This window comes from Rhizobium sp. ZX09, from assembly GCF_017357485.1.
GTDB lineage: Bacteria > Pseudomonadota > Alphaproteobacteria > Rhizobiales > Rhizobiaceae > Agrobacterium > Agrobacterium pusense.
Genome location: NZ_CP031363.1, coordinates 77,141 through 89,591, shown reverse-complemented (window position 1 = coordinate 89,591; position 12,451 = coordinate 77,141). Strand labels below are relative to the sequence as shown.

The 12,451-nt window shown below is 58.8% G+C and carries 10 protein-coding genes; 3 read left to right on the top strand and 7 right to left on the bottom strand.

Annotation, left to right across the window (positions count from 1 at the left end; all coding sequences use genetic code 11):
* Positions 1 to 121 precede the first annotated feature (121 nt).
* The 3 genes from BTN45_RS00420 to BTN45_RS00410 form a co-directional block, all read right to left on the bottom strand.
* A complete protein-coding gene (locus BTN45_RS00420) occupies positions 122 to 1,798 on the bottom strand; it encodes an iron ABC transporter permease (RefSeq protein ID WP_113380911.1) in 1,677 nt (558 codons plus the stop codon).
* Between the two features lie 72 nt (positions 1,799 to 1,870).
* The gene (locus BTN45_RS00415; protein WP_004439728.1) at positions 1,871 to 2,887 is read right to left on the bottom strand and encodes a Fe(3+) ABC transporter substrate-binding protein; all 1,017 of its coding nucleotides are present in this window, start codon (positions 2,885 to 2,887) and stop codon (positions 1,871 to 1,873) included.
* A 153-nt stretch (positions 2,888 to 3,040) separates the two neighbouring features.
* Positions 3,041 to 4,087: an ABC transporter ATP-binding protein gene (locus BTN45_RS00410; protein ID WP_037089365.1), complete on the bottom strand. Its 1,047-nt coding sequence runs from the start codon at positions 4,085 to 4,087 to the stop codon at positions 3,041 to 3,043.
* 354 nt (positions 4,088 to 4,441) lie between these two features.
* Here BTN45_RS00410 and BTN45_RS00405 point away from each other — a divergent pair, with 354 nt between their 5' ends.
* The 3 genes from BTN45_RS00405 to BTN45_RS00395 all read left to right on the top strand — a co-directional run bounded on the left by BTN45_RS00405 (position 4,442) and on the right by BTN45_RS00395 (position 8,847).
* The gene (locus tag BTN45_RS00405) at positions 4,442 to 6,154 is read left to right on the top strand and encodes a long-chain fatty acid--CoA ligase (RefSeq protein WP_207588525.1); all 1,713 of its coding nucleotides are present in this window, start codon (positions 4,442 to 4,444) and stop codon (positions 6,152 to 6,154) included.
* Between the two features lie 110 nt (positions 6,155 to 6,264).
* A complete protein-coding gene (gene pgi / locus BTN45_RS00400) occupies positions 6,265 to 7,890 on the top strand; it encodes a glucose-6-phosphate isomerase (protein WP_137068269.1) in 1,626 nt (541 codons plus the stop codon).
* Positions 7,891 to 7,977: 87 nt separating this feature from the next.
* A complete protein-coding gene (locus tag BTN45_RS00395; RefSeq protein ID WP_207588523.1) occupies positions 7,978 to 8,847 on the top strand; it encodes an ornithine carbamoyltransferase in 870 nt (289 codons plus the stop codon).
* 16 nt (positions 8,848 to 8,863) lie between these two features.
* Here BTN45_RS00395 and BTN45_RS00390 read toward each other — a convergent pair whose 3' ends face one another.
* The 4 genes from BTN45_RS00390 to BTN45_RS00375 all read right to left on the bottom strand — a co-directional run bounded on the left by BTN45_RS00390 (position 8,864) and on the right by BTN45_RS00375 (position 12,403).
* Positions 8,864 to 9,592, bottom strand: a complete 729-nt coding sequence (locus BTN45_RS00390) for an alpha/beta hydrolase-fold protein (RefSeq protein WP_113380907.1) — start codon at positions 9,590 to 9,592, stop codon at positions 8,864 to 8,866.
* Positions 9,589 to 10,554, bottom strand: a complete 966-nt coding sequence (locus tag BTN45_RS00385; protein WP_207588521.1) for an acetylxylan esterase — start codon at positions 10,552 to 10,554, stop codon at positions 9,589 to 9,591. The genes BTN45_RS00390 and BTN45_RS00385 overlap by 4 nt, the downstream gene beginning before the upstream one ends.
* Before the next feature lie 125 nt (positions 10,555 to 10,679).
* Positions 10,680 to 11,606, bottom strand: a complete 927-nt coding sequence (locus BTN45_RS00380) for a carbohydrate kinase (protein WP_207588520.1) — start codon at positions 11,604 to 11,606, stop codon at positions 10,680 to 10,682.
* Positions 11,607 to 11,704: 98 nt separating this feature from the next.
* A complete protein-coding gene (locus BTN45_RS00375; RefSeq protein WP_207588519.1) occupies positions 11,705 to 12,403 on the bottom strand; it encodes an orotate phosphoribosyltransferase in 699 nt (232 codons plus the stop codon).
* Positions 12,404 to 12,451 lie beyond the last annotated feature (48 nt).

The window sequence follows — 12,451 nt, the reverse complement described above, 5'->3', positions numbered from 1 at the left end:
ATTAAGCTGAGTATTTACATCAGGATTAAGGCCCGATGCTTGTCGTTTTCTGGGTGGATTTGAAGCTTATTGGCCTCTCGCACAATTTTGCGCCCGCAATTTATCCGGCGGAGCTTCGATGTCAGCTCTTGCGCCGGCCGATCCTTGCAAGTTGCATGACCGGAAGCATGCCGATGACGACGATTGCCAGCGCTGCGATGGCCGCCTCCTCGTAGGTGCCACGCGCCGCTTCGCCATAAAGATGGGTAGCAAAGGTTTCGAAATTGAGCGGCCGCAACAGGAGCGTAGCGGGAAGCTCCTTGACGCAATCCACGAAGATCAGCAGTGCCGCAGCCGCAAGTGAGGCCTTGGAAAGCGGAAGATGGACGTGTCGGAATGTCTGCGTCGCGGATCGCCCGAGCGTTCGCGAGGCGTGATCGAAGGACTGCGGGATGCGGCTGAGGCCAGCATCCACCCCACCAGCGGCAATGGTAAGGAAACGTGCGGAATAGGCGTAGATCAGCGCGGCGCCACTGCCGATGAAGATGAGGCCTGTCGATAGGCCGAACCAGTCGCGCATGGTCTCGTCGACAAAGCGGTCAAAGCCGCCGAGCGCGATCAGGACGCCGATGGCGATGACCGTTCCGGGGGCAGCATATCCCACCGTCGAAAGACGATAGGACCAGAGCGACAGGCGGCCCGGCGCAAGGCGCATGGCGTAAGCGACGACAAGGCCGAGGATGAGGGTGATCACCGTCGCCACCCCGGCAAAGACGATGGTGTTCAGGGCCTCATCGGCAAAACGGGGGGACAAACCGTTGAAACGAAACCGTTTCCATGCCTCGGTGACGAGATAGCTGGCTGGCGCCATAAAACCGATCAGGACCGGCAAGCTGCCCAACAAGAAAGCGGCCCAACCCTTCAGGCCATTGAGCCGCAGCGGCTCCAGTTGCCTGCTTTTCTGCGCAGAGACCGCGTAGCGCTGCTTGCGTCGCGCCCAGCGCTCAAGCGCCACGAGGGCGACAACGATGAACAGCATGGAAAGCGCAATCTGCGCCGCACCCGGCAGGTCGGATTTCGTGACCCAGGTGGTGTAGACGGAGACGGTGAGTGTGCGGACGCCAAGAAATTCGGACGCGCCGATATCGTTCAGCGCTTCCATCAAGGCAAGGCTGACGCCGACCGCAATCGCCGGGCGCGCCAGCGGCACCGCTACCTTGAAGAAAGCCGCACGTCTGGAGACTCCGAGCGTGCGCGCCGCTTCCAGCAGGTTGCCTGCCTGCGTGAGGAACATGGCGCGCACGGGAATATAGACATAGGGAAACAGCACGAAGCCGAGAAGGACGATGCATCCGGTCATGGACCTTATGTCCGGAAGACGGAATTCACGCGGGCTGGAATAGCCGAGCAGCCAGCGGATCGCGCCCTGCACAGGCCCGATGGGATGCAGAATATCCAGATAGGCGTAAGCGACGATATAGGTGGGCATGGCCAGCGGCAGCAGCAGCGCCCATTCCAATATTTTGCGGCCGGGAAAATCATAGGCGGTGACCAGCCAGGCGGCACAGGTTCCGACGATACCTGCCAGCAGCCCGACACCGGCAAGAAGGATCGCCGTATCCGGAAGCGCCGTCCAGAGCACGGTTGAGCCCAGATGCGACCAAAGGCCATCAGAACCCTGCAACGCCTGCGAGACAAGCGCCATAACCGGAACCATGGCGCTGCAAACCGCCAGCACTGAAAGGCACAGCCACCAGAAGGAGGATGAAAATCTGGCTCGGGCACGAGGTGACAATGGCTGGGTGGCGTCTGGGTTCATGTGCTTCTGGAAAATACGCGGAAAGGCGCCCGCAATTGCGAACGCCTTTCACATGTTATCGCTGATTGGCCTTTACTTGTCGAAACCGACCTTGTCGACCAGCTCGCTCGCCTGCTTGCGATGCGATACGATTTCCGTCAGCGGCTTGTTATCGATCTTCAGCGTGCCGAACGAAGCGACGATCTCGTTGAGAGCCGCGCCCTGCTTGACCGGATATTCGTAGTTGGCCTCGGCATAGATCTTCTGAGCTTCGTCGGAAACGAGATATTCCAGAAGCTTGACGGCTTCCGCCTTGTTCGGCGCATTCTTCGCCACGGCTGCGCCGCTGATATTGACCTGCGTGCCGCCATTCTTGAAGGTCGGCAGAACCACCTTGATGGCGTCGCCCCACTTCACCTGCTCCTCGCCGCCCTTGCCCGAGCGCATCAGGCCGACATAATAGGAGTTGGCGATACCGATATCGCAAATGCCGCCGAGGATGTCCTTGGCGACATCGCGGTCACCGCCGCCTGCCTTGCGGGCGAGGTTTTCCTTGACGCCGGCAAGCCACTTCTCGGTGTCTTCAGCGCCATAATGGGCGATGTAGTCGGCAAACAGCGCCGTATTATAGGGATGCTGGCCGGCGCGAATGCAGACCTTGCCCTTCCACTTCGCATCAGCGAGATCTTCATAATTGAAGGAAGCGAGATCGAGGTCCTTGGCTGCATACAGAACGCGGGCTCGCATGGAAAGCGCGAACCAGTGACCCTTGGCATCGCGCAGTTCAGCGGGGATGGCCTTGCTCAGGGTCTCGGATTCGACCGCCTGCGTTACGCCCTTTTCAGCGAGATCGACAAGATTGCCGGCGTCCACCGTCATCAGAACGTCAGCCGGCGAACTCGCGCCTTCGCTCAGCACACGCTCCGCAAGGCCGTCCTTCAAAAACACGGTATTGACCTTCACGCCGCTCGAAGCGGTGAAGGAGTCCAGGAGGGGCTGAATGAGGCCGGGCTCGCGGGTGGTATAGATATTGAGTTCAGCAGCATTGGCTGCGCCGGCTGCAAAGGCAACCGTGCTGGCAAGCAGGGCGAACCCGGTAAATTTCTTCATGTTTTGTCTCCCTCTCCGATAACGGCAATAGGGGGAGCAGACATCATACATGATGATACAAATCAAGTTTTATTTCGCCATTTTCCGCCGCCTTTTGATCACCAACAGTTGAAAACGGGGAGAAAATGAACATGCAAATGAGCTCATTCAACTTCAGGTAAATATCAGCACGCCCTTCGGATCAATTCCGAAGCGTATCGCCCGCGTCTTGGCGGCTGTACGCTGCATTGTTCTGACGCGAAGATCAGCTGGTAATCCGGGCACGGCGATGCCGAGCTGTTCGATCTCCCCCAGGAAGACCCGGCTCGATATTTCGCCAGCGATACCTTCTTTCGCGGTGTCTTCGATAATCGAAATCGCATTGGGCCGAACATAGGCAACCGCCGCGAGGCCATCGGGCAGATCGGAGGCATCCCCCAGCAGGCCAAGCGGCGTTTCCACACGACCCTGCCTTACCCGTCCTTCAATCTTGTTGAAGGCGCAGAAAAAATCAGCGGCATAGCGGGTCTTGGGATGGTCGTGGATTTCGTAACCCGTGCCGCTTTGCACGATCCGTCCGCGCTGCATCAGAACCACGCGATCGCCCGCCGAAAGCGCTTCTTCGGGATCGTGAGTAACCATGATTGCCGTCGTACCCAGCTGGCGTAGAAGACCGAGCGTCTCTTCGCGCACATCGTCACGCAATCCCCTGTCCAGATTGGAAAAAGGCTCGTCCATCAGCAGAAGGCCAGGCTGCGGGGCGAGTGCACGGGCAAGCGCGACGCGCTGCTGCTCACCGCCCGACAGCGTATGCGGATAACGTTTCGCAAGTTCCTTGAGATGCACATGTTCGATCATCTCCGCAGTGCGCGCCCGGGCCTGCGCTTTCGGCAGCGAGCGGAGGCCGAACATGACGTTCTGCTCGACGGTAAGGTGCGGGAAGAGCGCATAATCCTGAAATACGAAACCGATATTGCGCTTTTCGGGCTCGATGAAAGCTCCAGACCCGGCCACCACAGCGCCGTTCAGGGAAACGCTGCCCTTATCGGGTGTCTCCACGCCCGCGATGATACGCAGCAAGGTTGATTTTCCGCAGCCGGAGCGCCCTACAAGACAAATGATCTCACCGCTTTCGACGGACAGATCGATGTCGGACAATACATCCGTATCACCGAATTTCTTGCCCACCGATTTCAGTTCTAGCGCTGCGCTGCCTGCCATTTCCAATCCTGCCCTGCTTTGCGAATTATGTTGATCGCTCAAATCAGGATTAAAGTCAAAAAAGACCGGGAAAATGCATTTTCCATCACGAGTTGGCGAGATGTGCGGCAGCAATATTGACGTTTACGTTAGAGTTAAATAGGTTTCGCCGATAAGATGGACGTCAAGGGATTACGCGTCTATCATTCGTCACCGGGGAGCGGGAGGAGCAGTCGATCCGGTGACGTCACAAGTGGTTCCCTCACGCCGGCAGATGCCGGCAGGTGCGGGAGCCTCGTGAACATCAGGCAGCTGAAAGCGCTGTTCACGCGTTCCACAGAATGCGCGGCGCGAAGAGACTCTGGGAGGAGCAGCATGAGTGAATTGTCCCTGGGACACCCGCAGAACGCCGTCATTGGGAAGCGCTGGCTGTCTTCCTATCCGCCGGGCGTTCCTTCCGAAATTCCCGTATCGACCAATGCCTCCCTCGTCGATCTTCTCCAAAAGAGCTGTGTGCAGTTTGCCGACCGGAAGGCCTTTTCCAGCATGGGAAAGTCGCTGACCTACCGGGAACTGGACGCTGAAACCCGAGCCGTCGCCGCCTGGCTGCAGTCCAGAGGACTGGAAAAGGGCGACCGGGTTGCCGTGATGATGCCGAACATCCTCCAAAATCCGGTTGCGGTTTATGGAATCCTGCGGGCAGGCATGGTGGTGGTCAATGTCAATCCGCTTTACACACCGCGCGAGCTGGAACATCAGCTGAAGGATTCCGGCGCGAAGGCGCTTTTCGTGCTGGAGAACTTTGCACATGTGGCGCAGCAGGCGGTGCCGAAAACCGCGGTGCGGCACGTGGTCGTCGCGGCGATGGGCGATCTTCTCGGCCTCAAGGGACATATCGTCAACCTGGTGGTCCGCAAGGTCAAGAAACTGGTGCCCGCCTATACCATTCCCGGCTCCATCAGCTTCAAGGCGATGCTGAAGGAAGGTCAGGGATTTTCGCTGAAGCCGGTCAGCCTCACGGCGCAGGACATTGCTTTCCTGCAATATACCGGGGGCACGACTGGTGTATCCAAGGGTGCGGTTCTCACGCATGCCAACCTTCTGGCCAACAAGCTTCAGATCAGCCTGTGGCTGGACGCCGCCTTCAACGGCCAAAAGGATCGCCCGGAAGTCCTCAACTTCATCTGCGCGCTGCCGCTCTGCCACATCTTCGCCTTGACGGTGAATTCGCTGATGGGCATTGCGCTTGGCGGCCACAATCTGCTGATTGCCAATCCGCGCGATATTCCCGGTTTTGTGAAAGAATTGTCGCATTATCAGCCGCATATCTTCCCCGGCATCAATACGCTTTTCAACGCGCTGATGAACAACGAGGATTTCCGCAAGCTCGATCTGTCGTCGCTCATTCTGGTTCTCGGCGGCGGCATGGCGGTGCAAAGGCCTGTCGCGGAACGCTGGCTTTCCATCGTCGGCTGCCCCATTGCGGAGGGTTACGGCCTCTCCGAGACATCGCCGGTTGCCACCGTCAACCGCCTCGATTCCACGGAGTTCAGCGGAACCATCGGCCTGCCGATCTCTTCCACCGAAATCGATATTCGCGACGAGGACGGCAACAGCCTCCCCACCGGAGAGGTCGGAGAAATCTGCATCCGTGGGCCGCAGGTGATGGCGGGTTATTGGCAGCGGCCGGACGAGACGGCAAAGGCGATGACATCAGACGGCTTCTTCCGTTCCGGCGACATGGGCTTCATGGATGAACGCGGTTATACCAAAATCGTCGACCGCAAGAAGGACATGATCCTCGTCTCCGGTTTCAACGTCTATCCGAACGAGGTGGAGGAAGTGGCCGCCAGCCATCCAGGCGTCCTGGAATGCGCCGCCATCGGCGTTCCGGACGAGCACTCCGGCGAAACCGTCAAGCTTTTTGTGGTCAAGAAGGACCAGTCGCTCACGGAAGCGGAACTCAAGGCTTTCTGCGCCAAGAACCTGACAAACTACAAGCGGCCGAAGATCATCGAGTTCCGTACCGAGCTGCCGAAATCGAATGTCGGCAAGATCCTGCGGCGCGAATTGCGCAATCTGAACTGAACGAAATCGAGCCGGGTGACCGGCTCTTTTCTTTTATCGAAGCCGCCTTGATTTGGCCGCCTGAAAAAGAATAGTTTCCTCATCCTTCCACGGAAGCCGAGGAGCACGAGATGCAGGCCACCATCGAAAAACTGAAAGCAACGGCGAGCAGCACAGCCGCAACCGATCTTCGCGCCGCCTTTGCGGCCGATGACAAGAGATTCAGCCGTTTCAGCGCCAAGTTCGATGACCTGCTGATGGATTATTCCAAGTGCGCCGTGAATGAAGAGATCGTCACGCTTCTCGAACAGCTTGCACAAGAAGGCGGCGTCGAGGCCAAGCGCGAGGAGATGTTCTCCGGCAAGGCGATCAATTTCACCGAAGACCGTGCCGTCCTGCATACCGCGTTGCGCAATCGCGCCAACACGCCGGTTCTCGTTGACGGCAAGGACGTGATGCCCGATGTGAACGCGGTTCTGTCTGCCATGGGCAAGTTTGCCGATGCCATCCGTTCCGGTTCGCTGAAGGGCGCGACCGGTAAAAAGATTACCGATGTCATCAATATCGGCATTGGCGGTTCCGACCTCGGCCCGGTCATGGCAACGCTGGCGCTGGCACCTTTCCATGACGGCCCGCGGGCGCATTTCGTCTCGAACATTGATGGCGCGCATATCGCCGATACGCTGAAGCTCATCGACCCCGAGACGTCGCTCTTCATCGTGGCGTCGAAGACCTTCACCACCATCGAGACGATGACGAACGCCGCCACGGCGCGCCGCTTCATCGCCGAAAAGCTGGGCGAAGACGCCGTCAAGCATCACTTTGCCGCGGTTTCCACAGCGCTGGACAAGGTTACCGCCTTCGGCATCGAAAGCGACCGCATCTTCGGTTTCTGGGACTGGGTTGGCGGCCGTTACTCGATCTGGTCTGCCATCGGGCTGCCGCTGATGATCGCCATCGGTCCGGATAATTTCGGCAAGTTCCTGGATGGCGCCCACGCCATGGATCGCCACTTCCGCGAGGCGCCGGTCCGTGAAAATCTGCCGATGTTGCTCGGCCTGCTCGGTTTTTATCACCGCAACGTGCTGAATTACCCGACGCGGGCGATCCTGCCCTATGACCAGCGGTTGTCGCGTTTCCCGGCTTATCTGCAGCAGCTGGACATGGAATCGAACGGCAAGGGTGTGACCATCGACGGCACGCCGGTCGAAGGCCAGTCCGGCCCGGTTGTCTGGGGCGAGCCCGGCACGAATGGTCAGCACGCCTTCTATCAGCTGATCCACCAGGGCACGAGCGTCATCCCGGCGGAATTCATGATCGCAGCCAACGGTTTCGAGCCCGAACTGCGCCACCAGCACCAGCTTCTCATCGCCAATTGCCTGGCGCAGTCGGAAGCGCTGATGAAGGGACGGACGCTGGCTGAGGCAAAAGCCCAGCTCACCTCCAAGGGCGTGGATGACAGACATGCGGATTTCATTGCGCCGCACCGTGTCTTCACCGGCAATCGTCCGTCCATCACCTTCGTCTACGACAAGCTGACGCCATTCGCGCTTGGCCGCCTGATCGCGCTTTACGAACATCGCGTCTTCGTCGAAGGCGTGCTGTTCCGCATCAACTCCTTCGACCAATGGGGCGTGGAGCTTGGCAAGGAACTGGCGACCGGCCTGCTTCCGGTCGTCGAAGGCAAGGAAAGCGCCGCTGGCCATGACAGCTCTACGCAGGGCCTGGTGAAGGCGCTGGCGGGTCTGGCGGGGTAAATCCAGGCACTGCAATTTACGAAAGCCGGAGGGCGACTTCCGGCTTTTTTCAATGCAGCGTTGATCGAATGTCACTTGGAGGTGCATATGTCGTTCCGGCCGGGCAGAGACTTTCTGGAGTTTCACAACCTGAGTGCGGACGCGATCTTCTCGATCATCGACCGCGCGTGCGCTCTGGCCGAGGACTGGTTACAGGGCACGATGCCACAGACGCTCAAGGGAAAACGTGTCGGGCTGATCGTTGACGACACTGGCTGGCGCAATACCGCCGCCTTTGATCTCGGTATCCAGGCGATGGGCGGCACCTGCGTTACCGTTCCGATCAACTTTAACGGCCGAGAAGAGATTGCCGATCTGGCTGGTTATCTCGACAATTGGTTCGATCTTTTGATTATCCGCACGAAGGAACTCTCGACACTCCGGGCACTTGCAGCCGACATGCGCGCACCTGTCATCAACGCGCGGACAAAATTCAATCATCCATGTGAAACGCTTGGTGATTTAGCCTATGTGAAAAGCCTGAGGGGCCAGAAAGCCGGCCTCAAAATCGTCGGTGTAGCACCGGACGCCAATATTTTACGCTCTTGGGTCGAAGCCTCGATTTCCCTGCCCATTCAGGTCACGCAGGTTTACCCGGATCAATGGCACGTCACAGATGCCGCGCTCATCAATCCGAACTTCCGGGCAAGCACGGACATGGACGAGCTACTGGATGCGGATGTGGTCATTACCGATTCCTGGCCGTCCGACGCCAATCATCATCTGGCCGATTATCGCATATCCGCCTCCCTTCTCGACAGGATGCGGCCTGATGTGATTTTTTTGCCCTGTCCGCCAGTCTCGCGTGGCCAAGAGGTGACCGCGGACGCAATGGCCCATCCGGCCTGTCAGAGCCGGTCGGCAAAAGCTTTTCTTCTACATGCCCAGAATGCCCTGATGGAATTTCTTCTCGCCTGAGGCACGGGCTCCAGCCTCAAATATAAAGCGCCGCCATCTTGCGCCACGCACCCGCCCGATGCGCGCGGCCTTCCCAGACATGCATCTGGTGCCCCACCTGCTTGCCTGAAAGCACGCGGCTTAAGTGGTGATTGTTGTCCAGAAAGGGGTCAGCGTCGCCAATGGTGAAGACCATGTCGATGCGGCGCAGGTGATCGAGCCGCCATGGGCAGTTTAACCCGGGAAGAAAGTGGCTCGGCATGTGGAAATAGACGTCATCGTCATAATAGCCGTCGAATAGATCACCGAAAGACTCCACCTCCATCGTCAGGTCATAGCGGCCGGAAAAGGCGACGAGCTTGGTGAAGAGATGCGGGTGACGGAACACGAGGCTGGCGGCCTGAAAGGCACCGAGGCTGCAGCCCTGCACGATGGTGCTGCCGTGCGGATTTTTCTCTGACATCAGCGGCAGCACTTCGCCCAGAATATAGGCCTCGAGTGCGGCGTGACGTCGGAGACGGTCAGCGGGGTGGTTGTGGCCCGCGTAGAAACTTTCCCGTGCCAGACCCTCGATACAATAAAGCTGGAGGTGGCCGGCCTCCAGCTTGTGGGAAAGACTTTCGACGACGCCCAACTCCTCATATTCGAAGAAGCGCCCGTCGCGTGTCGGGAACATCAGCACCTTCGCGCCGGCATGACCGAATATCAGGAGCTCCATGTCGCGATGGAGCCTGTGACTATACCAGCGGAGATATTCGCGTTTCATGGCACCTTGAAAAACCGTCTGACCTTGTCCTTATGGACCGCATCTTGCGATGCGCTGTCAGGGTAATCGAAATGCCCGGCGTCGAGGATGAAGATTTCATTAAATTTTGACGGCGGCAAAGCGTTGGCCACCGCGAACTGGCAGGGCGGCGCCACGGCTGGATCAAAAAGCGCAGGCGCAATCAGCATGGGCACGCTTATGCGGGCGGCCGCGCAGGCCGCATCGAAGAGGCGCAACGTTTCAAGCACATGGGCGTGCGTCTTCGCATAGGTCTGGACGGCGTCCGCGCTGCCGACCGTTGGCAGCGTCAGCCAGAACGGTCGGTGGCCGAAGGTCGGCACGACGAGATGGCCGCGGTCGATACGCTTATCATAAGGGATAGCAAGAGCGCCGATACCACCCCCAAAGCTGATGCCGCTATAACCCACCTGCCCTTCCAGCCAGGGATAAAGGCTGAGAAGCGTCGAGACCGCGATCCAGAGGTCATCGACACAGCCGCCGATAATATAATCGTCTTTCCGCTCGATATTATAGAGAACGTGAAGGGCCGGATCGGATGAAATCGGCGGACAGGCACTCAGCGACAGTCCACGAAAGCAGGGAAACAGCACGGCTGTCTCTTCCACCGGCACATCGAAATCAGGCTCGCCGCGCCCGCCATAACCGTGGCCGACGACCAGGCCGCGGCGGACCTGTCCTTCGCGCGGCAACAGCAGCCATCCACCGATACGGAAACCGTCGGTGGAGGTGTAGGTCAGATCGAGGACCTGCCAACGGGGATCGCTCAGCTTGCTCCGGCGCAGCACCGGGCGCGGATCAGTGGCGAGCGCGCGGCGATAGCGCTTCTCCCAGAAGTCATCGAAACCGGGTGGCGCTTCCGGGGGCGTGATGGCAAGCAACTGCTCGCGTTGCATGCCGTAGGTCGGGTCGAAATCAAAGGGATGGGCTGTTGAAACACTCATGCGACGCTTGTTTCTCGAAAAAACAGCAGACACAAGCTTGATAATACCGAAATAACGGTTTTTCACGATTTTGGCGGCGTGATGCGTGTTGAACCATCTTTTCAAAATGGTTCAACCCTAACCCATCACAAGCCGATTTCGCGCGCAAAAGGCGGATTGGCGCCAGCGCGCGAAACGGTGACTGCCGCCGCCTTTGCACCGAGCGCAAGCGCCTTTCTGATCTGCTCTTCCGTCAGTGACGCCACCTGCGCCTTGGTCAGCAGGCCCTGCATTTTCAGCGACGCAAGAATGCCGGCATCAAAGGTGTCGCCCGCACCGACGGTGTCCACCACCTCCACGCGTTCAGAAGCAACTTCGACCTTCAGGCCGGTCGTATAGCCAACGGCACCTTTCGCACCGCGGGTGACGACGACCAGCTTTGCGCCATGGTGGAGCCAGTGGCGGGCAAGCGTGTCCTCATCCCCTTCAAGACCGAACCAGGCAAGGTCCTCATCCGAGAACTTGACGATATCGGACATGGCGGCCATGCGGCGGATGCGGGCCATATGCGACTGCTTGTCCTTGATGAAGCCGGGGCGGATATTGGGATCGAGCGAGATGACACGGCTTTCTTGCTCACGCGTCATCAGCGCTTCATAGGTGCTGCCGCAGGGTTCGGGGATGAGGCTGATGGCTCCGAAATGCAGCGCTTCGCAATCGGCGCCCAGCGCCGGAAGCTCGGCTTCGGTAATCATCCGGCCGGCGGTGTTCTCGTCATAGAAGGCATAGGTCGCGTGGCCGTCGACCAGCTTTACGAAGGCGATGGTGGTGGGGCGCGAAAGAGTGGCGCAATAGCTGAAATCCACGTTGCTGGCGCGCAGGGTTTCCCGCAGGATATCGCCCATCATGTCATCTGAAAGACCAGTGAAAAAGGCGGAGGGAACGCCGAGACGTCCCAGCGCGATGGCCGTGTTGAAGACCGCACCGCCTGCATAAGGGGCAAAACCCGCCTCTCCCAGCGTTGTCTGCCGGGGCAGCATGTCGATCAGGGCTTCACCACAACACAGGATCATTACGGTCCTCCTCAAAACAGCAAATCAAATGGACTTAAATCGATTTAGACGAAGATGGATCGGAAGGCCAGCCACAAGCTGGCCACCCGCATCCGAAATCAAGATTGCGGCAATTCGCTGACACCGCCGCGCTTTGCCGACCAGGGCAGCGGGTTATCGAGGAAGGCTTCAACCTCGGAGAGGGTCTTTTCATCAAACAGTTTTTCAGCCCGGGCAACGGACAGAACATCGCGCCAGGTCGTCAGGTAATGCAGCTTAACATTGCCGTTGGCAAAGCGTGCTTCCGCCTCCTGGAAGATGCCGTAATAGAAGAGTGCGATGCCGTGATCGACGATGCCGCCCGCCGCACGAATGGCGTCGATAAAGGTAAACATCGAGCCACCTGCGGTCGTCAGATCCTCGATGACGAGAACGCGGGCACCCTCGGGCATATGTCCTTCGATCTGGGCATTGCGGCCATGGCCTTTCGGCTTCTTTCGGCAATAGATCATCGGCAGGCCGAGGCGCTCGGCAAGGAAAGCGGCGAAGGGAATGCCCGCAGTTTCGCCGCCGGCCACACAGTCAAACTTCTCGAAACCGGCCTCGCGCAGGACAGCCGCCGCCGCAAAATCCATGGCTGCGGAGCGAATGCGCGGGAAGGAGATGAGCTTGCGCATGTCGATATAGACAGGGCTCTTCATGCCTGACGCGAAGGTGTATGGGCTTTCGGAATTAAAATGGACCGCCTTGATTTCCCACAACATTTTCGCAACCAGTTCGGCAACGACGGCGCGATCGGTGAATGTGAAGTGGTTCATAGGCGTTCTCCTTTTAGGCCTTGGTTTCTCGCTCCGAAAACCCGGATC

What these genes read in the sequence shown, in the direction of transcription:
- BTN45_RS00380 (WP_207588520.1), bottom strand. Translation starts at nt 11,606, where the DNA reads ATGATCCTGTGTTGTGGTGAAGCCCTGATCGACATGCTGCCCCGGCAG.
- pgi (WP_137068269.1), top strand. Translation starts at nt 6,265, where the DNA reads ATGCAGGCCACCATCGAAAAACTGAAAGCAACGGCGAGCAGCACAGCC.
- BTN45_RS00420 (WP_113380911.1), bottom strand. Translation starts at nt 1,798, where the DNA reads ATGAACCCAGACGCCACCCAGCCATTGTCACCTCGTGCCCGAGCCAGA.
- BTN45_RS00395 (WP_207588523.1), top strand. Translation starts at nt 7,978, where the DNA reads ATGTCGTTCCGGCCGGGCAGAGACTTTCTGGAGTTTCACAACCTGAGT.
- BTN45_RS00375 (WP_207588519.1), bottom strand. Translation starts at nt 12,403, where the DNA reads ATGAACCACTTCACATTCACCGATCGCGCCGTCGTTGCCGAACTGGTT.
- BTN45_RS00410 (WP_037089365.1), bottom strand. Translation starts at nt 4,087, where the DNA reads ATGGCAGGCAGCGCAGCGCTAGAACTGAAATCGGTGGGCAAGAAATTC.
- BTN45_RS00385 (WP_207588521.1), bottom strand. Translation starts at nt 10,554, where the DNA reads ATGAGTGTTTCAACAGCCCATCCCTTTGATTTCGACCCGACCTACGGC.
- BTN45_RS00390 (WP_113380907.1), bottom strand. Translation starts at nt 9,592, where the DNA reads ATGAAACGCGAATATCTCCGCTGGTATAGTCACAGGCTCCATCGCGAC.
- BTN45_RS00405 (WP_207588525.1), top strand. Translation starts at nt 4,442, where the DNA reads ATGAGTGAATTGTCCCTGGGACACCCGCAGAACGCCGTCATTGGGAAG.
- BTN45_RS00415 (WP_004439728.1), bottom strand. Translation starts at nt 2,887, where the DNA reads ATGAAGAAATTTACCGGGTTCGCCCTGCTTGCCAGCACGGTTGCCTTT.